This window comes from Campylobacter sp. RM12637, from assembly GCF_020137645.1.
Taxonomy (GTDB): Bacteria; Campylobacterota; Campylobacteria; order Campylobacterales; family Campylobacteraceae; genus Campylobacter_E.
Genome location: NZ_JACGAV010000003.1, coordinates 1 through 16,769, shown reverse-complemented (window position 1 = coordinate 16,769; position 16,769 = coordinate 1). Strand labels below are relative to the sequence as shown.

The 16,769-nt window shown below is 29.5% G+C and carries 25 protein-coding genes; 23 read left to right on the top strand and 2 right to left on the bottom strand.

What is annotated here, in order from left to right:
• Position 1 precedes the first annotated feature (1 nt).
• The 17 genes from rpsQ to AVBRAN12637_RS02130 all read left to right on the top strand — a co-directional run bounded on the left by rpsQ (position 2) and on the right by AVBRAN12637_RS02130 (position 8,404).
• Positions 2 to 253 carry a 30S ribosomal protein S17 gene (gene rpsQ, locus AVBRAN12637_RS02210; RefSeq protein WP_214116088.1) on the top strand — a complete coding sequence of 84 codons (252 nt, stop codon included), beginning with the start codon at positions 2 to 4 and terminating at the stop codon, positions 251 to 253.
• Positions 253 to 621, top strand: coding sequence for a 50S ribosomal protein L14 (gene rplN / locus AVBRAN12637_RS02205; RefSeq protein ID WP_214116086.1), 369 nt, complete (start codon positions 253 to 255; stop codon positions 619 to 621). The genes rpsQ and rplN overlap by 1 nt, the downstream gene beginning before the upstream one ends.
• Positions 621 to 854 (top strand): 50S ribosomal protein L24, encoded by a 234-nt coding sequence (gene rplX, locus AVBRAN12637_RS02200; RefSeq protein WP_214116077.1) that lies wholly within the window; start codon positions 621 to 623, stop codon positions 852 to 854. Before rplN ends, rplX begins: the two co-directional genes overlap by 1 nt.
• A gap of 1 nt (position 855) precedes the next feature.
• The gene (gene rplE / locus AVBRAN12637_RS02195; RefSeq protein ID WP_214116075.1) at positions 856 to 1,401 is read left to right on the top strand and encodes a 50S ribosomal protein L5; all 546 of its coding nucleotides are present in this window, start codon (positions 856 to 858) and stop codon (positions 1,399 to 1,401) included.
• Position 1,402: 1 nt separating this feature from the next.
• Positions 1,403 to 1,588, top strand: coding sequence for a type Z 30S ribosomal protein S14 (locus AVBRAN12637_RS02190; RefSeq protein WP_172234194.1), 186 nt, complete (start codon positions 1,403 to 1,405; stop codon positions 1,586 to 1,588).
• Positions 1,589 to 1,597: 9 nt separating this feature from the next.
• Entirely contained in the window at positions 1,598 to 1,993 is a 396-nt protein-coding gene (rpsH, locus tag AVBRAN12637_RS02185; RefSeq protein ID WP_214116073.1) for a 30S ribosomal protein S8, read from the top strand.
• Positions 1,994 to 2,055: 62 nt separating this feature from the next.
• A complete protein-coding gene (rplF, locus tag AVBRAN12637_RS02180) occupies positions 2,056 to 2,592 on the top strand; it encodes a 50S ribosomal protein L6 (protein ID WP_214116071.1) in 537 nt (178 codons plus the stop codon).
• Between the two features lie 10 nt (positions 2,593 to 2,602).
• Positions 2,603 to 2,959, top strand: a complete 357-nt coding sequence (rplR, locus tag AVBRAN12637_RS02175) for a 50S ribosomal protein L18 (protein WP_214116069.1) — start codon at positions 2,603 to 2,605, stop codon at positions 2,957 to 2,959.
• A gap of 9 nt (positions 2,960 to 2,968) precedes the next feature.
• Positions 2,969 to 3,412 carry a 30S ribosomal protein S5 gene (rpsE, locus tag AVBRAN12637_RS02170; RefSeq protein WP_214116067.1) on the top strand — a complete coding sequence of 148 codons (444 nt, stop codon included), beginning with the start codon at positions 2,969 to 2,971 and terminating at the stop codon, positions 3,410 to 3,412.
• Between the two features lie 3 nt (positions 3,413 to 3,415).
• Positions 3,416 to 3,817, top strand: a complete 402-nt coding sequence (gene rplO, locus AVBRAN12637_RS02165) for a 50S ribosomal protein L15 (RefSeq protein ID WP_214116065.1) — start codon at positions 3,416 to 3,418, stop codon at positions 3,815 to 3,817.
• Positions 3,817 to 5,079 (top strand): preprotein translocase subunit SecY, encoded by a 1,263-nt coding sequence (secY, locus tag AVBRAN12637_RS02160; RefSeq protein ID WP_214116056.1) that lies wholly within the window; start codon positions 3,817 to 3,819, stop codon positions 5,077 to 5,079. The genes rplO and secY overlap by 1 nt, the downstream gene beginning before the upstream one ends.
• On the top strand, positions 5,076 to 5,675 hold the full coding sequence (locus AVBRAN12637_RS02155) for an NlpC/P60 family protein (protein WP_214150166.1): 600 nt from the start codon (positions 5,076 to 5,078) through the stop codon (positions 5,673 to 5,675). The genes secY and AVBRAN12637_RS02155 overlap by 4 nt, the downstream gene beginning before the upstream one ends.
• Positions 5,665 to 6,384, top strand: coding sequence for a glutamate racemase (locus tag AVBRAN12637_RS02150; RefSeq protein WP_239803237.1), 720 nt, complete (start codon positions 5,665 to 5,667; stop codon positions 6,382 to 6,384). The genes AVBRAN12637_RS02155 and AVBRAN12637_RS02150 overlap by 11 nt, the downstream gene beginning before the upstream one ends.
• On the top strand, positions 6,377 to 6,979 hold the full coding sequence (locus tag AVBRAN12637_RS02145; protein ID WP_336615237.1) for an MBL fold metallo-hydrolase: 603 nt from the start codon (positions 6,377 to 6,379) through the stop codon (positions 6,977 to 6,979). Before AVBRAN12637_RS02150 ends, AVBRAN12637_RS02145 begins: the two co-directional genes overlap by 8 nt.
• Positions 6,973 to 7,272 carry a hypothetical protein gene (locus AVBRAN12637_RS02140; RefSeq protein WP_214120231.1) on the top strand — a complete coding sequence of 100 codons (300 nt, stop codon included), beginning with the start codon at positions 6,973 to 6,975 and terminating at the stop codon, positions 7,270 to 7,272. Before AVBRAN12637_RS02145 ends, AVBRAN12637_RS02140 begins: the two co-directional genes overlap by 7 nt.
• A complete protein-coding gene (gene map, locus AVBRAN12637_RS02135) occupies positions 7,259 to 8,020 on the top strand; it encodes a type I methionyl aminopeptidase (protein WP_214120232.1) in 762 nt (253 codons plus the stop codon). The genes AVBRAN12637_RS02140 and map overlap by 14 nt, the downstream gene beginning before the upstream one ends.
• Positions 8,021 to 8,023: 3 nt before the next feature.
• Positions 8,024 to 8,404 carry a hypothetical protein gene (locus AVBRAN12637_RS02130; RefSeq protein ID WP_336609285.1) on the top strand — a complete coding sequence of 127 codons (381 nt, stop codon included), beginning with the start codon at positions 8,024 to 8,026 and terminating at the stop codon, positions 8,402 to 8,404.
• Positions 8,405 to 8,448: 44 nt separating this feature from the next.
• On the opposite strand, the gene glmS is transcribed toward AVBRAN12637_RS02130, so the two are convergent.
• Positions 8,449 to 10,227, bottom strand: coding sequence for a glutamine--fructose-6-phosphate transaminase (isomerizing) (gene glmS / locus AVBRAN12637_RS02125; protein ID WP_336615236.1), 1,779 nt, complete (start codon positions 10,225 to 10,227; stop codon positions 8,449 to 8,451).
• 92 nt (positions 10,228 to 10,319) lie between these two features.
• On the opposite strand from glmS, the gene mqnE reads away from it, so the two are divergent.
• From mqnE to AVBRAN12637_RS02105, 4 genes are all read left to right on the top strand, one after another.
• On the top strand, positions 10,320 to 11,384 hold the full coding sequence (gene mqnE, locus AVBRAN12637_RS02120) for an aminofutalosine synthase MqnE (RefSeq protein WP_336615235.1): 1,065 nt from the start codon (positions 10,320 to 10,322) through the stop codon (positions 11,382 to 11,384).
• A gap of 214 nt (positions 11,385 to 11,598) precedes the next feature.
• Positions 11,599 to 12,948, top strand: coding sequence for an NCS2 family permease (locus AVBRAN12637_RS02115; protein WP_214116030.1), 1,350 nt, complete (start codon positions 11,599 to 11,601; stop codon positions 12,946 to 12,948).
• 11 nt (positions 12,949 to 12,959) lie between these two features.
• Complete coding sequence (locus AVBRAN12637_RS02110; protein WP_214116028.1) at positions 12,960 to 13,400, top strand: phosphoribosyltransferase; 441 nt, start codon at positions 12,960 to 12,962, stop codon at positions 13,398 to 13,400.
• A complete protein-coding gene (locus tag AVBRAN12637_RS02105; RefSeq protein WP_336607263.1) occupies positions 13,397 to 13,762 on the top strand; it encodes an HIT family protein in 366 nt (121 codons plus the stop codon). Before AVBRAN12637_RS02110 ends, AVBRAN12637_RS02105 begins: the two co-directional genes overlap by 4 nt.
• A gap of 38 nt (positions 13,763 to 13,800) precedes the next feature.
• Here the strand turns inward: AVBRAN12637_RS02105 and AVBRAN12637_RS02100 are convergent, their stop codons facing one another.
• Entirely contained in the window at positions 13,801 to 14,460 is a 660-nt protein-coding gene (locus AVBRAN12637_RS02100; protein WP_336615036.1) for a DNA alkylation repair protein, read from the bottom strand.
• Positions 14,461 to 14,720: 260 nt separating this feature from the next.
• On the opposite strand from AVBRAN12637_RS02100, the gene AVBRAN12637_RS02095 reads away from it, so the two are divergent.
• Entirely contained in the window at positions 14,721 to 15,956 is a 1,236-nt protein-coding gene (locus AVBRAN12637_RS02095) for a major outer membrane protein (protein ID WP_336615035.1), read from the top strand.
• 41 nt (positions 15,957 to 15,997) lie between these two features.
• Positions 15,998 to 16,417 carry a c-type cytochrome gene (locus tag AVBRAN12637_RS02090; RefSeq protein WP_214116020.1) on the top strand — a complete coding sequence of 140 codons (420 nt, stop codon included), beginning with the start codon at positions 15,998 to 16,000 and terminating at the stop codon, positions 16,415 to 16,417.
• Positions 16,418 to 16,769: the final 352 nt, after the last annotated feature.

The following is a 16,769-nucleotide window of genomic DNA, read 5'->3' as shown; positions in this document are numbered from 1 at the left end:
TATGAGTTTTAAAAGAGAAATACAAGGCGTAATCGTTGCAAAATCAGGTGATAAAACAGTTAGCGTTCTAGTTGAGCGTAAAGTTGTTCACCCAAGATATAGAAAGATTGTAAAACGCTTTAAAAAATATTTAGTTCATGATGAAAAAAATACTGCTAATGTTGGCGATACAGTTGTGGCAATTGAATGCAGACCATTGTCAAAACGCAAATCTTTTCGTCTTAAAACAATCTTAGCAGCAGGAGTTGAGTAATGATTCAAAGTTTTACAAGGCTTGTAGTTGCTGATAATAGCGGCGCAAAAGAAATTATGTGTATAAAAGTATTAGGTGGTAGCAAGAGAAGATATGCTACTGTAGGTGATGTTATAGTTGCATCTGTTAAAAAAGCTTTACCAAATGGTAAAATTAAAAAAGGTCAAGTAGTTAAAGCTGTAATCGTAAGAACTAAAAAAGAAGTTCAAAGAGAAAATGGCTCATTAATTCGTTTTGATGAAAATGCAGCAGTTATTTTAGATGCTAAAAGAGAGCCAGTTGGAACTCGTATTTTCGGGCCAGTTGGTAGAGAAGTAAGATATGGTGGCTTTATGAAAATTGTTTCACTAGCTCCGGAGGTTTTATAATGGCTGTTAAATTTAAAATTAAAAAAGGTGATAATGTAAAAATTATCGCAGGTGATGATAAAGGTAAAACAGGTGTTGTAAAGGCAGTTTTTCCTAAGAAAAATCAAGTAATCGTTGAAGGTTGCAAAATTGCTAAGAAAGCAGTTAAACCAAGCGAGCAAAATCCACAAGGTGGTTTTGTAAATAAGGAAATGCCTATGGATATTTCAAATGTAGCAAAGGTGGAGGCATAATATGAGATTAAAAGAAAAATATGTTAATAGCATTAAGCCTGCTATTGCTAAAGAATTTGATATTAAAAATCCTATGTTAATTCCTGCTATTGAAAAAATTGTAATTAGCGTTGGTTTAGGTGCTGAATTTACTAAAGATCAAAAAGTATTACAAAGTATTGTTGATACAATTAGTTTAATTTCAGGACAAAAAGCAGTTGTAACTAAAGCTAAAAAATCAGTTGCTGGTTTTAAAGTAAGAGATGGTTTCCCTGTTGGTGTAATGGTAACTTTAAGAAAAGACAATATGTATGCGTTTTTAGATAAGTTAATTTCTATTGCATTACCAAGAGTTAAAGACTTTAGAGGCCTAAGTAGAGATGGTTTTGATGGTCGTGGAAATTATAGCTTCGGTTTAAATGAACAATTAATGTTCCCTGAAGTTGTATATGACCAAATTTTAAGAACCCATGGTATGAATATAAATGTTGTAACAACAGCAAATAGCGATAAAGAGGCATTAAGATTATTAGAATTATTCGGTGTGCCTTTCACAAAAGGAAAGTAATATGGCAAAAAAATCAATGATAGCAAAAGCTGCTCGTCCAGCTAAGTTTAAAGTTAGAGCTTATACAAGATGCCAAATTTGTGGTCGTCCACACTCAGTATATAGAGATTTTGGAATTTGCCGTGTGTGCCTAAGAAAAATGGCTAATGAAGGATTAATTCCTGGTCTTAAGAAAGCTAGCTGGTAAGGAGAAGTTATGATTAACGATTTAATTTCAGATTCACTAACTCGTATTAGAAATGCAGCACTTCGTAAATTAGATACAACAAAATTACTACATTCAAAAGTTGTAGAATCTATTGTTGATATTTTTAAAGCGAAAGGTTATATTGAAGATTATAGCGTTGTTGAAGAAGATAAAAAGAAATTCATCAATGTAGTTTTAAAATATGATGAAAAAGGCAAAAGCGTTATTAATGAAATAAAGCGTGTTAGCAAACCTGGTCGTAGAGTTTACCGTGGTAAAGATGAAATCAAAAGATTTAAAAACGGTTATGGAACAATAGTTGTAAGTACAAGCAAAGGTGTTATTAGCAATGAAGTTGCTTATAAAGAAGGCATCGGTGGCGAAGTACTTTGCACTATTTGGTAATTAATGCTTTTTATGGCATTCGGAAAGCTTAAGCTTTCCCTAGACAAATAAAAAGGAAAAATATGTCAAGAATAGGAAAACAACCAATTGAAATTCCAGCTGGAATTTCAGCTAAAGTAGATGGTAATGTTCTTAGTTTTACTAAAGGAAATGTAAAAAAAGAACTTGATTTTAAAGGCCATGTAAATGTAGAAGTTAAAGACAATCAAGTAGTATTCACTCCAAAAAGTGATGATAGAAGTTCAAGAGCTTATTGGGGAACTTACAGAGCTTTAGCTAATAATATAGTAATAGGTCTTACTCAAGGATTTAAAAAAGTATTAGAAATAAATGGTGTTGGATATAAAGCTGCAATGAAAGGTAAAACTTTAGAAATGGCTTTAGGTTACTCACATCCAGTAATTTTTGATGCTCCAGAAGGCATTGAAATAGCAGTTGAGAAAAATACTATCGTAATTACAGGTGCTGATAAGCAAGTAGTAGGTCAAGTTGCAGCTAAAATTCGTGAATTTAGACCACCTGAGCCATATAAAGGTAAAGGTATTAAGTATTCAGATGAGCGTATTATTCGCAAAGCTGGTAAAACATCTAAGAAGTAAGGGATAAATAATGAGAGCAAATATCTTAAAAAGAAAATTATCTCTTAGAATTAAGAGAAAAAAGAGAATTCGTGCAAAAATTAGCGGTTGTGCAACTTTACCAAGAGTATCTATTTTTAAATCAAATAGAACGCTTTATGTTCAAGCAATTGATGATGTAAAAGCTCACACAATAGCTAGCGTAAATGGTAAAAAATTAGGCATTAAAGCAAATATTGAAGGTGCTAAGAAATTAGCAGCTGAATTTGCAAAAAGCTTAAAAGCAGCAAAAATTGAAGAAGCAGTTTTTGATAGAAATGGTTATTTATACCATGGTGTTGTAGCAGCTTTTGCTGATGCTTTAAGAGAAAACGGTATCAAACTATAAGGATAAATTATGGAAAAATATAATAGAGAAGAATTTGAAGAAGTAATTGTTGATATCGGTAGAGTTACAAAGGTTGTTAAAGGTGGTCGCCGCTTTAGATTTACAGCACTTGTAATTGTAGGTAATAAAAATGGCCTTGTAGGTGTTGGTTATGGTAAAGCTAAAGAAGTTCCTGATGCTATTAAAAAAGCAGTAGATGATGCGTTTAAAAATATCATTTCAGTTAAACTTCGTGGCCAAACAATCCCACACGATATTGAAGTAAAATACAATGCAAGCCGTATTTTATTAAAACCTGCTAGCGAAGGTACTGGAGTTATCGCAGGTGGTTCAAGCCGTCCAATTATTGAACTTGCAGGTATTAAAGATATTCTTACAAAATCACTTGGTTCATCAAATCCAGGCAACGTTGTAAGAGCTACAATCAAAGCTTTAAGTATGTTGAAAGGATAAAAAATGGGACTTGAAAATTTACAAAAAGCAGCAGGCTCTACTCATAAAACAAAAAGAATAGGCCGTGGTCAAGGTTCTGGCTGGGGAAAAACTGCTACAAAAGGTGGTAAGGGTCAAACAGCTAGAAAAGGTTATAATGAAAAAAGAGGTTTTGAAGGTGGTCAGCAACCACTTCAAAGAAGATTACCTAAAGTTGGTTTTACTTCTAAGTTTGAAAAACCTTATGTAATTAATGTTGAAAAAGTTACAGCTATTAAAGAATTAAAAGAAATTACTTTTGAAAGCTTAAAAAGTGTTCATAAATTTTCTTCAAGCGTTAAGAAAATAAAATTAATTGGCGCAAGTGCTAGTTCATTAGTAGCAAAAATCAAAGACGAAAACATTAAAACTAGCGGAAGTAAATAATGAATAAAAATCTTGCCAATAAAATTTTTATAACATTGGCGCTTTTATTTGCTTACAGGATACTGGCTTACGTGCCAGTTCCTGGCGTAAATGTAGATGTAATTAAAGAATTTTTTGAATCAAACACAAATAATGCTTTAGGTATGTTTAATATGTTTAGTGGAAAAGCTGCTGAGCGTTTATCAATCATATCTTTAGGTATAATGCCTTATATTACTTCATCAATTATTATGGAATTACTTGCAGCAACATTTCCAAATATCGGTCGTATGAAAAAAGAACGCGATGGAATGGTTAAATATATGCAAATTATTCGTGTAGCAACTATTGTAATTACTTTAATTCAAAGTGTTGGAGTTTCAGTAGGGCTTCAAAGCTTACACTCAAGAACAGGTGAAGCTGCTATTATGATTGATTTTAATACATTTATAGCTTTAAGCGCTGCTAGTATGTTAGCTGGAACTATGTTGCTTATGTGGTTAGGCGAGCAAATTACTCAAAGAGGTATTGGCAATGGTATTTCATTAATTATTTTTGCTGGTATCGTTTCGGGAATTCCTAGTGCGATTTCTAGCACAATTAACCTTGTAAATACTGGTGAATTAAATTTCTTAGTAGTAATTGGTATTGCCTTAGTTATTATTGCAGCTATTGGTGCTATTATTTATGTAGAATTGGGAGAAAGAAGAATTCCAATTTCTTATAGTAGAAAAGTTTTAATGCAAAATCAAAATAAAAGAATTATGAATTATATTCCTATTAAATTAAATTTAAGTGGTGTAATTCCTCCAATTTTTGCTAGTGCAATTTTGACATTTCCTGCTACTGTTTTACAATCAAGTACAAATGAATACATTATGAAAATTAATGATATTTTCAATCCAAATGGTTATGTATTTCATATTTTTACATTCTTTTTTGTAATCTTTTTTGCATATTTTTACGCATCAATTGCATTTAATGCAAAAGATATTTCAGAAAACCTAAAAAAACAAGGTGGTTTTATTCCAGGTATTCGTCCAGGAGAAGGAACAGCTTTATATTTAAATGAAATTGCAAGTCGCTTGACATTAAGTGGCTCAATATATTTAGCAATTATCGCTACGCTTCCTTGGCTTTTAGCTAAATTTATGGGAGTTCCATTTTATTTTGGTGGAACATCAGTTTTAATTGTTGTTCAAGTAGCGCTTGATACAATGAGAAAAATTGAAGCTCAAATGTATGTGAATAAATATCAAACCTTAAGTGCAGTAGGCTTATGATTATAAATAGGCAAATATTTTTGCCGATTATTTTGGCTATATTTTTTGTGGCTTGTTCACAAAATATAGCCAACAATAACTATGAAAACTATCAAAATAAAATCAATGGTGTAGTATTAATTGATGATGTTTATTCTAATTATCCAGCACAAATGTTTACTCCTAATGCTATTTTTGATACTAAATTGGATATAGAAAAAGTACAACAAACAAATAAAATTGTAGAGCGTATTTTAAATTCTTCAAGTGAGTGGAGATATACTCCTTATAGACTTGGCGGCACTAATAAAAATAAAGGTGCGGATTGTTCTTTTTTTACTCAAGAGATTTATAAACAAGTATATGGATTTAATCTAAGTAGAAGCACAAAAGAACAAAGATTAGGTGGCAAAAAAGTTTCAAAATCTAAGCTTAAAGCAGGAGACTTAGTGTTCTTTAGAACAGATGGACCTTTTGGCTTACATGTTGGAATTTATCTTGAAAATAACAATTTTATACATTTATCTTCAAAAGGTGGAACAAGAATTCAAAGCCTTAATGTAAGATATTGGAATACAAGATATTTAGATGCAAGAAGGTATATAAATGCTAAATAAAATAGCAATTTTTGATAGTGGTGTAGGTGGGCTTGGAACTTTAAAATTATTAGTAAAAAGCCGTGTAGCAAAAGAAATAATTTATTATGCTGATAATAAAAATGTCCCATTTGGAACTAAAAGCAAAGAAGAAATTTTAAAAATCGGTCAAAATGCAATTGATTATTTAACAAGTTTAAATGTAGATTTGATTATTTTAGCTTGTAACACAGTTAGCTCAATTTTAAGCGAGCTAAATGTAGCTATTAAAGTTCTTCCTATAAGTGATTATGGTATTTTAGGGCTTAGTCAAATTGCTAATAATCAAAATTCTTTAGTAGTAGCTACAAAAGCAACTCTTAGCTCAGGGCTTTATCAAAACGCTTGTAAAAAATATAATATAAAAGCTGACTTTATAAGTCCTATTTCTTTTGTTCCTATTGTTGAGAGTATGGATTATTCTAAAGCGAGTGAAGATTTTGCAAATTATTTTAATAAAAATAATTATGATTACATTCTTTATGCTTGTACTCATTATCCATTTTTAGAGCAAGAATTTAAAACTTATTTTCCTAAAGCCACATTGATTGACCCAGCAAAAATTTTAGCACAAACTATGCAAGATGAATTTTTTAATAAAGATTTTAAATCAGAAATTATAATTGATTTTAGAGCTAGTAAAGATACTAAGATATTAAAAGATTTTTATGAAAGGATTAAAAATGTATGAGATTTTAGTAAGACCTTGTGGAGATTACGCTACAAATTGTTATATTGTAAAGCACGAATTAGGAGATATTGTAATAGACCCAGGCAAAGGTGCTTTAAGTTTTATTAAAGAAAACTCAAGCAAAGTTCTAGCAATTTTAAATACTCATGGACACCACGACCACATATGGGACAATAAATTAGTAGCACAAGAATTTAACGCTCTTTTATACACCCCAAAAGATGATATATTTATGTTAAAAAATCCTTTTTATGGTTTTTTGCCAAGTGATGATATAGCAATAGCCGTTGAAGACAAAGAAGAATTAGTATTTAATGGTTTAAAATTTACTTTTCATCATTTTGCAGGTCATACTCCAGGTTGTTCTATGATTGAATTTGATGATGTTTATTTTAGTGGGGATTTTTTATTTGAAAGAAGTATAGGCAGATGGGATTTTGAGTTCTCAAATGCTGATGATATGGTAAATAGTCTTGAAAAAGCAAAGAATTTAAAAGATGATTTTTATTTACTACCAGGTCATGGAAATCAAACAAAAGTTAGTTTAGAAAAACCACATTTTGATTCTTGGATAAGATACATTAAGCAATGTTAATAATAGAATTAATTTTAGTATTTTTTGGTTTGATGGCTTGGTTTTTTCAAAAAGCATCACCAAAAAATGAAAAAATAGAAAGACTTAGTAGAAAATGTCCTTGCACAAGAATGGCTAATACTGGGCTTTTAACTAAAATATTTCTTTATTCAGCCATTGGTATAATTATAATTAATGCTTCAATGTTAGACTATGTGGGTTTTAATAAAGATAATATCTCTCAATTTATAATAGCCTTAGTGCTTGTATTTTTGGGATATAAAGTAAGAAAGGATGAATATGATAGAAATTAAAAAACCAGCAGAAATAGAAAAATTAAGAGTAGCTAATAAAATGGTTGCAAAAACGCTAGATTATCTTGAAACTTTAATAAAACCAGGAATTTCTTTAAAAGAATTAGATAAAGCTGCAGAAGATTATATCTTAAGTCTTGGTGCAAAACCAGCTTTTAAAGGGCTTTATGGTTTTCCGGGTGCAATTTGTGTTAGTCTTAATGAAACTTGCATTCATGGAATTCCTGATGATAGAGTTTTAAAAGAAGGCGATATTGTAAGCTGTGATGTTGGAACTTTCATAGATGGATATTATGGCGACGCTGCTAGGACTTATGGTGTTGGCAAAATCTCTAAAAAAGATGAAGAATTAATTGCTTGTAGCAAGGATTGTTTGTTAAATGCAATAAGTCATATTAAAGATGGTATGAGATTTAAAGAGCTTAGCAAGATTTTAGAAGACTTTATTCGCTCTCGTGGTTTTGTTCCACTAGAAGGATTTTGCGGACACGGCATTGGTAGAAAACCACACGCAGAGCCTGAAATACCAAACTATCTACACCCAAATGATAGTATTAAAAATGGTCCAAAGATTAAAAATGGAATGGTATTTTGTATAGAGCCTATGATTTGTCAAAAAGATGGAAGACCTAAAAATCTAAAAGGTATGTGGGAAACTGCTTCAGCAGATGGGTTAAATACTGCTCATTATGAACACTGCGTAGCTATTGTAAATGGAAGAGCCGAGATTTTATCAATTAATGAGTAAATTATGGATGCGAAAATAATTAAATCTAAATTAGATTTTAGCAGTGTTTTGTATTTTGTATTTATTTATTTGATTATTGCAATAACACAAGGAGCTTTTAAAGCAGGTTTTGTTTATTTAGGCATATTTTTCTCAATTTTGCTTGTGATTTATATTTATGATATGCCTATAATTAAAGTGATTTTGTATAAAGATAGAATTGGAGTTAGATTTATATTTTTTACAAAATACATAAAACTAAGCGATATTAAAAGCTATAAAAGAAAAAAGAGATTTTTAAAAATCAAAACCAATGGCTTACTTTATTCAAATATAAAATTAAGAAATTTTCATACAAATAGCCTTGATGAAATAGAACAGCACTTAAATGCTATAAATGAATAAAAATTATGGAATTTAAATTAGGAAATTATCCTAATTTAAATTCTTTATTCAACCGTTACGCTTTTTGCTAGATTTCTTGGCATATCTACATTTGCACCAACACGATTTGTAATTTCTAGTGCAAATAATTGCATAATTACCATCATTTCAAAAAACTCGCTTAGATAATGTTCTTGTTCGCTTGTTTTTATAAAATCATCAGCCTCGCTAAACTCAATAGGAGAAATTGCTAAAATATTTGCATCTCTTGCGCTTAATTCTAAGACATTTGAGCGAGTTTTATCATATAAAATATTTTTTGGCATAAATGCAATTGTAAATAATTCGCTATCAGCAAGTGCGATAGGACCATGCTTCATCTCTCCTGCTGCATAGCCTTCTGCGTGCATATAGCTTATTTCTTTTAATTTTAATGCCGCTTCAAGTGCTAAAGGATAAAATAAATCTCTACCTATAAAGAAAAATCCGTGTCCGTGTAAGTATCGCTTGCTTAGGCGTTTTAGTTTATCGTGAGTATTTTTATTTACTTTTAATACATTAGATAAATCCTTAATAGCAAGTAATTCTTTTTTAATATCTAAATTAGGATTTTTATTTAAATACAATGCTAGTAGCCATAGATTTAGCATTTGAGCGCAAAATGCTTTAGTGCTTGCTACACTTTTTTCAATCCCTGCACGAATTAAAATACAATAATCAGCTTCTCTTGCTATGCTTGAATTATCAACATTGCATAATGCTAAAGTTTTAAGCCCAGCATTTTTTGCTATTTTTAAAGCTTCAAGAGTATCAGCTGTCTCGCCGCTTTGAGATATACAAACGAATAAAGCATTTTTATCTAAAAAGCCATTTTTATATCTAAACTCACTTGCTATTTCTACACGGCATTCAATATTAGCACTTCTTTCATAGATATAACTAGCTGCCAACGCTGCGTGATAGCTAGTGCCACAAGCACAAATTATGATTTTACTAAAGTCTTGATTTAAATTCTTTAGCTCATCAAAACATACTTTATCATTAATAATTCTTCCTATTAATATATTTTGAACGATTTGGCTTTGCTCGTAGATTTCTTTTTCCATAAAAGTATCAAATCCATCTTTTAAAGCACTTTCTTTATCACAATTTAATTCTTTAAACTCAACAACACCATTTAATAAATGAATTCCATTTTTATCTAAAAAGCCAAAATCTCCATCGTTTAAATAAGCAACTTGTTTGCAAATTCCAACCAATGGAGCATCACAAGATGCCATATAAAACTCACTATTATTTGAGCCTTTTCCTATTATTAGTGGTGCGTTTTTCTTAGCAAAAAATATAGTATTTGGAGCTTTTTTTGTGATTAATAATATTGCATAAGCTCCATCAATTTTTTTAATAACTTCACTAAAAGCTTTTTCAGGGCTTAAAGTATTTGCGTATTTTTCAAATAAATGAACAATTACTTCTGTATCTGTTTGCGAATTAAAATGTGTGGTTTTTAGTTCTTCTTTTATTTCTTTATAATTTTCTATAATTCCATTATGTATTACGCAAGAATATTCGCCGTAATGTGGATGAGAATTTGTATCATCAGGTTTTCCGTGAGTTGCCCAGCGAGTATGACCTATAGCTACACCTTCATCATTAAAGTTTAAATTTTTCATAAAATTTGCTAGGTTCTCTAATTTTCCCGCCTTTTTAAAAAAGCTTAATTCATTATTTTTTAACACAGCCATACCAGCACTATCATATCCACGATATTCAAGCTCTTTTAATCCTTTTAATATAATTTCTTTTTTTTCTAATTGTCCTAAATACCCAACAATTCCGCACATTTTTAATCCTTTAATAATAAAAATTACGCTAATTTATAGTAAGTTGTTAAACAAAGATAAATATAATCACTTTTCTTTTTTAAGGATGGTAAATGGATATTTTAGAAGCGTTAGACGAAGGTAAAAGATTAAGCGAAGAAGATTGTTATAAGTTATACGATTTAGATTTGCAAGTCTTAGGGTTTTACGCTAATAAAAAGAGATTAAAACTTCACGGAAAAAAAGTTTATTTTAATTGTAATCGTCACATAAATCCTACAAATATGTGCGTTGATACTTGTGCTTTTTGTGCATTTTCAGCTCATAGGCACAATCCAAATCCATATCATCTAACACACGAAGAAATCTTAAAAATAGTTGATGATACCGTTACTCGTGGGACAAAAGAAATACACATTGTTTCAGCTCACAATAAAAAAGGTGGTTGGGAATGGTATTTTGAGATTTTTAGAAAAATTAAAGATAAATACCCACATTTACATATTAAAGCAATGACAGCTGCTGAAATTAATTTTATTGCAAAGAGTTTTTTTGATGGAGATTATTCTGCAGTAATTGACAAAATGCTTGAATATGGAGTTGATTCTATGCCGGGTGGCGGTGCTGAAATTTTTGATGAAAAAGTTAGAAATGAGCTTTGTGCTAGCAAAGTTAGTTCTGATAATTGGCTTAAGATTCATGGGCTATGGCATCAAAAAGGAAAACAAAGTAATGCAACTATGCTTTTTGGACACATTGAAAGTCGTGGGAACAGAATTGACCATATGCTAAGACTAAGAAAACAACAAGATATTAGCAAAGGTTTTAATGCTTTTATTCCGTTAGTATGGCAAAAAGACAATTCGTTTTTAAAGGATTTAAAACCGCTTGGAAGTATAGAAATTCTAAAAACTATTGCAATAGCAAGGCTTGTTTTAGACAATATTTCTCATATTAAAGCTTATTGGGCGACTTTAGGATTAAACCTAGCAATGGTGGCTCAAGAATACGGAGCAAATGACCTTGATGGAACAATAGAAAAAGAAAATATCCAAAGTGCAGGTGGTGCAAAAAGTGCGAATGGCATTACGCTACAAGACTTCATAGACAATATCAAAACATCAAATTTAATTCCAATAGAAAGAGATAGTTTATACAATGAGATTAAGGAATATTGATTGAATTCTTTATATGTTTTTAGCTCCATTTTAAAAACATCATTCAAACTCATTATGCAATTAATATATGATTGCAAAAAATATACTTTCAAACATTTTAATCTAATAATTTCTTACTACAAACAAAAGGATACTGCTATGAGCTAGAATTTTTAATCTTATTGTGTTTAATCTTAGGTGCTTTACGCTAAATATTTTTTTATAAGGGAAAAAAATGGACTTTTTTAAGTTAAAAGAAAACAATACAAGTGTTAAAAATGAGTTTAATGGTGCTTTAGCAACATTTTTATCAATGCTTTATATTATTCCAACTAATGCTTTTATAGTAAGCAATACAGGGCTTAGTGTAGAAGCTTTAATGCTAGCAACTGCTTTAGTAACTATAATAGCAACTGCATTTACAGGACTTTTTGCAAATTCTCCAATAGCAATGAGTACAGGTATGGGACTTAATGTATTTTTTACATTTTCAATGTGCAAAGGTCAAGGAATTCCTGTTGAAACTGCTTTAGGTGCTGTTTTTATAAGTGGTTTTATATTTTTAGTTCTTTCTTTTACAAATTTTCGTATTTTTATTTTAAAAAGTATTCCTGAAGATTTTCGCCGTGCTATAAGTGCTGGTATTGGGTGCTTTCTAGCGTTTATGGGGATGAATCAGGCTCATATTGTTACGGCTGATCCTGTAACTCTTTTAAAAATAGGTAATTTTGCAGACCCGAATGTGTTATTTTGTTTATTTGTATTATTTTTAATTGTTTGTTTTTGGGCTTGGAAGATTAAAGCAGGTTTTATTTTAGCGGTTTTAATAGGTAGTATTATCGCTTGGACTTTTGGAATAGGTGGAGCAAAATTACCAAGTGAATTTGTGGCAATTCCAAATTTTAGTGAAAAAGATGGGCTTATGAGTATTTTTGCAAAACTTGATATTATGAGTGCTTTAAGTTTATCGGTATTACCTGCAGTAATGACACTTTTTGTAACTCAATTATTTGATAGTATAGGCACGATTACTGGTGCTGGAATTAGGGGCGGAATATTTAAAAATAAAACAAAATCAGACGGAACTCTTGATGATAGTGGAGATAAAAAATTAGGTAAAACTATGATAGCTGATGCGGCAGGAACTTGTATCGGAGCAGTTATTGGCACATCAACTGCAACTGCATTTGTAGAAAGTAGTGCTGGTATAGAAAGTGGTGCTAGAACAGGACTTAGCAATATATTTTTAGCGGGAATGTTTTGTCTTTGCATATTCTTTTTACCATTTTTCCAAGCAATTCCTGTTAATGCTATTTATCCTATCTTGATAATGGTTGGAATTTTAATGTTTATGGAAGTTAGCAATATTGATTTTAAAGACCCTGCAAATAGTGTTGCTACATTTTTTACGGTAATTATGATGCCATTTACTTACTCAATTACTACAGGTATTGCTTTTGGATTTATTTCTTATGTATTAGTTAGATTATTAAGAAAAGAATTTAATAAGCTAAGTAGTGGTATAATCGTTATCTCTATTATTTGTATGGCAGTGTTCTTGCTACAATTTATGAAATTTAATTAAAAGGTAAAACTATGTATAAATATACTTACGATGAATTTAAAAATGACTTTGAGCCGTTTGCAAAACGCATTCAAGATGAGTTCAACCCAGACGCTTTTGTAGGTGTTGCTCGTGGTGGTCTTACACTTACTCACGCATTATCAACTGCACTTAAAAGCAGAAATGCTTTTGTATTAAATAGTATTCATTATGATGGGCAAAAAAAATTAGATACTATTGAAATTACTAATATTCCTGATTTAAGTAAAGCTAAAAAAGTTTTAATCATTGATGATATCGTAGATAGTGGTGAAAGTCTTGATGCAATTCGTAAAAAAATATTAGAAATTTACCCACATTTAGAAGTTAAACTTGCTGTTATTTTTTATAAGCCAAGCGCTATTATAAAACCTGAATTTTGTGTAAAAGAAGCTAAAGAATGGATTAGTTTTTTTTGGGATTTTGAAGTATGATTTATGAAAATAGTTTTTGCTATATTAAACGCCACGAGAGTTCTATCCCGTGGCTAGAAATCCATGCAAAAGACGAATACAAAGAACTTAGTAATGATGAAGAAACAAGCCTAAAAATTTTTAAAATTGCTATGCTTATAGAAAAAGAAATGATTAGTTTTTATAAGCCAACTAAGATTAATCACGCTTCATTTGCTAACTACTTGCCTAAAGCCCATTGGCATATAATGGCTAGATTTAGTGATGATGGATTTTATCCTGAATGTATGTGGGGTAAGCAATTAGGGGATTTAAAAGATTATAGAGCTAGTTTTGATGAATTTTGCGATATTTTAGTAGCTAAGTTAAAGAATTTTAAATAAGTAGAAATCATATTTAATTTTTACTTATTTAAAACATATTACTTTCTTAAATCTTTTAATAAAATCTTATTCTCTGCTGATATTTTTGCACTATAACTTATCTTTTGAAACATCATTGATAAAGTTTCATTATCTAATTTTTTAATTTTTAAAAAATTAAAAGTTTCATCAAAATTATTACTTAAAAGTTCTGTAAAATACCAAGCTCTAGCCATATTTACATAATATTCTTGACTTTTTATATTAAATATTTTTTCTAATTTTGTGGTATCACTGCTAAAATATCTTATAAAACATAAAATCCCAAATCTTTTTTCATATATTGCGCTAGATTCAATCCATTCGCATATGATTTGCTCTACCTTATCAAGATTATTATCAAAGCACTTAGGTCTTATAGTATCGCAACTACACCAATTATCTATGATTTTTAATATTATTTTTAAATTCTTAACTACTAAATCATAATCATCTAACTCATTTAATACGTGTATGTAAAGTTGCATTTCATCAAAACTTTTAAAATTAGTATTTAATAAATAATCATTTAAATCATACTTTTTAATTATAGTTTTTGCATACCTTTTAAGCTTATTGTTTCTAACTCCTATTATTTTATAGTTAGTAAATACTGATTTTTTGCAATAACTTTTATATATTTTATCTATATGTTTTTGTAAATATTCTTTAATTTTCATTATAGCTCTTTCGTTTTGTTTAAAAAAATAATCTTACTATAAATACTTTTACTAAGTATTAACCTAGCTTCTTTAAAATCATCGCAACTTAGACTAGTTTTTTACTCCTTGAGAGACTTAAACCCCTTGAGAAATCAAGGGGTTTTCCTTTTTTAAGAATAATTCAAATTACATTTTTTTAAAAATTTATATAACTTTAAGCTTAATTTTCAAAATTTATGCTACTATTCCCTTACATTTTTACAAAAAAAGGAGAAAAAATGAAATTAGTTAAATTAAGTTTAGCAGCAGTTGTTGCTGCAGGTTCGTTCTCATTCGCGAACGCAGTTGCTTTAGATGAAGCTATTCAAAATGTAGACCTATCAGGAATGTTAAGATACAGATACGATACAAATTCTGAAAAAATAAAAAACAATTCAGTTACTACGAAAATAGATAGATCAGAAGATAACGGACATTTATATAAAGTTCAATTAAAATTTGGTGCTGATATCGCTGATAATTTCAAAGCTACAGCATTATTCCAATATTCAAACACTGATGGTTCTTTTGGTGATTCAGCATATTTAAATGATAAAAAAACTTTCAATGTAAGAGATGCTTATTTAACTTATACAAATTATGATACTTCATTCATATTCGGTAGAATGGAAATTGGCTCAATTTGGACTGATGATTTACTAGGAACAGGGTTAAAAATAGTAAATAACAGTATTGAAAATGTAACTTTAGCAGCTTATGCTTTTGATAACTATAACAATGATGGAGATTTAAGTAGCGTTTTATTTGTTACAGATGAAGCAGGTAATAAATATGCTACAAGTAAGAACCTTTATGGTATAGCAGCTATTGCTAATTTTGACCCAGTAGCAGCTCAACTATGGGTTTCAAATATGGCTAGTTGGGGCACATTCTATGCAGTAGATTTCAATGTTGCTCTAGGTGACAAAGATGACTTTGCATATAATGTACATGCTCAATACGCAGGCAACAGCCTTAAAAAAGATAGAAAAGGTGAAGTAGCAGCTAATGGTAACTTCTATGCAGCAGAAGCTGGCTTTGACGCATTCGGCTTAGACTTCAATGTAGGTTATGCTGGTTATGGTAAAAAAGATAAATTAACTCTTAATACTGTAGAAGATGAAGGTCAATTAATCAACTACGGCGAAATCGTAATGAAAGACTACCAAGGTGGTTTTGGTAAAAAAGATTTCGTATTCGGAACAATTGGCTATACATTTGAAGATGTAAGATTTGGTGTTGATATTATTAGCGGAACAAATAAAATTGTTAACAATAAAGAAAAATTATTTGAAGTTAAGCCACAACTATCTTACAAATACAGCGACAAACTAAACTTCTCAGCATTCTATGCTTACGCAGAAACTAAAGATGCTACTGAAGTAAGTATTACTAAAGATAACAAATTAAGTCTTGATAAGTCTGATAAGAAAAAAGAAAGTTTAATCAGATTCCAAGCTAAATATACATTTTAATTAATTGCTAGGCTTTAAGCCTAGCTTTTTAAAGACTTAGAATGAAAAAAATTTTATTATTTTTATGTATTATAAATTCTATAAATGCAGTGACTACAGATGATTTATTAAATTATACTTTTAGTGATAATTTAGATATTAATTTAGGTAAAGAACTTTTTATAAATATTCATAAATGTAATTCTTGTCATGGAGATTTAGGAGATAAATCAAGCACTACATTTAAATCCTTAAACACTCATTCAGCATCTACTTTAAAATCAATGTTAAAATCTTACAAAAACGATAAAGATTTTGGAGGCAAAACAAGATTTGTTATGCAAAGATATGCAAATAAATTGTCAAATAAGGATATTGATAATATTATAGCTTATATAAAAGGCAAAGATAATTTAGAATTACCTAATTCAAAAAATATTGAACCTGCTAAAAAAACTAAAGATAATTTATATTTGGAATAAAATCTAAATATAAATTCCTATTTTAAAACTTAGATATTTTATTATAATTTAGCTATATAACTTAATAATCTTATAAAATATATAATGCCATTAAGTTATGCTAAACATATAAAATTAACCTATCTAAAATATTTTATACAAATAATTCAAGTAATGTTTTTTATATTATTCAAAATTATTATTTATTTTCTTACTAAATTTCAAACTTCTCAAACCTAACTCTCACTACATAACCACCAAAACTACAAACTATCTTCACTAATTTTAGTTTTTAATGTTTTTAAATTCTCCCAACTTTCCCTACTTTTCCAAATAATTTTCATTTTTTTCAATTTTTTTAAAAAATATTTTC

Bases quoted from the DNA above. Each gene is read 5' to 3' on its own strand.
- AVBRAN12637_RS02110 (WP_214116028.1), top strand. From the start codon at position 12,960: ATGTATAAATATACTTACGATGAATTTAAAAATGACTTTGAGCCGTTT.
- secY (WP_214116056.1), top strand. From the start codon at position 3,817: ATGAATAAAAATCTTGCCAATAAAATTTTTATAACATTGGCGCTTTTA.
- AVBRAN12637_RS02100 (WP_336615036.1), bottom strand. From the start codon at position 14,460: ATGAAAATTAAAGAATATTTACAAAAACATATAGATAAAATATATAAA.
- rplF (WP_214116071.1), top strand. From the start codon at position 2,056: ATGTCAAGAATAGGAAAACAACCAATTGAAATTCCAGCTGGAATTTCA.
- rplR (WP_214116069.1), top strand. From the start codon at position 2,603: ATGAGAGCAAATATCTTAAAAAGAAAATTATCTCTTAGAATTAAGAGA.
- AVBRAN12637_RS02155 (WP_214150166.1), top strand. From the start codon at position 5,076: ATGATTATAAATAGGCAAATATTTTTGCCGATTATTTTGGCTATATTT.
- rplN (WP_214116086.1), top strand. From the start codon at position 253: ATGATTCAAAGTTTTACAAGGCTTGTAGTTGCTGATAATAGCGGCGCA.
- rplO (WP_214116065.1), top strand. From the start codon at position 3,416: ATGGGACTTGAAAATTTACAAAAAGCAGCAGGCTCTACTCATAAAACA.
- glmS (WP_336615236.1), bottom strand. From the start codon at position 10,227: ATGTGCGGAATTGTTGGGTATTTAGGACAATTAGAAAAAAAAGAAATT.
- AVBRAN12637_RS02145 (WP_336615237.1), top strand. From the start codon at position 6,377: ATGTATGAGATTTTAGTAAGACCTTGTGGAGATTACGCTACAAATTGT.
- rpsE (WP_214116067.1), top strand. From the start codon at position 2,969: ATGGAAAAATATAATAGAGAAGAATTTGAAGAAGTAATTGTTGATATC.
- AVBRAN12637_RS02105 (WP_336607263.1), top strand. From the start codon at position 13,397: ATGATTTATGAAAATAGTTTTTGCTATATTAAACGCCACGAGAGTTCT.
- rpsQ (WP_214116088.1), top strand. From the start codon at position 2: ATGAGTTTTAAAAGAGAAATACAAGGCGTAATCGTTGCAAAATCAGGT.
- rplE (WP_214116075.1), top strand. From the start codon at position 856: ATGAGATTAAAAGAAAAATATGTTAATAGCATTAAGCCTGCTATTGCT.
- AVBRAN12637_RS02095 (WP_336615035.1), top strand. From the start codon at position 14,721: ATGAAATTAGTTAAATTAAGTTTAGCAGCAGTTGTTGCTGCAGGTTCG.
- mqnE (WP_336615235.1), top strand. From the start codon at position 10,320: ATGGATATTTTAGAAGCGTTAGACGAAGGTAAAAGATTAAGCGAAGAA.
- AVBRAN12637_RS02150 (WP_239803237.1), top strand. From the start codon at position 5,665: ATGCTAAATAAAATAGCAATTTTTGATAGTGGTGTAGGTGGGCTTGGA.
- AVBRAN12637_RS02115 (WP_214116030.1), top strand. From the start codon at position 11,599: ATGGACTTTTTTAAGTTAAAAGAAAACAATACAAGTGTTAAAAATGAG.
- AVBRAN12637_RS02140 (WP_214120231.1), top strand. From the start codon at position 6,973: ATGTTAATAATAGAATTAATTTTAGTATTTTTTGGTTTGATGGCTTGG.
- rplX (WP_214116077.1), top strand. From the start codon at position 621: ATGGCTGTTAAATTTAAAATTAAAAAAGGTGATAATGTAAAAATTATC.
- map (WP_214120232.1), top strand. From the start codon at position 7,259: ATGATAGAAATTAAAAAACCAGCAGAAATAGAAAAATTAAGAGTAGCT.
- rpsH (WP_214116073.1), top strand. From the start codon at position 1,598: ATGATTAACGATTTAATTTCAGATTCACTAACTCGTATTAGAAATGCA.
- AVBRAN12637_RS02130 (WP_336609285.1), top strand. From the start codon at position 8,024: ATGGATGCGAAAATAATTAAATCTAAATTAGATTTTAGCAGTGTTTTG.
- AVBRAN12637_RS02190 (WP_172234194.1), top strand. From the start codon at position 1,403: ATGGCAAAAAAATCAATGATAGCAAAAGCTGCTCGTCCAGCTAAGTTT.
- AVBRAN12637_RS02090 (WP_214116020.1), top strand. From the start codon at position 15,998: ATGAAAAAAATTTTATTATTTTTATGTATTATAAATTCTATAAATGCA.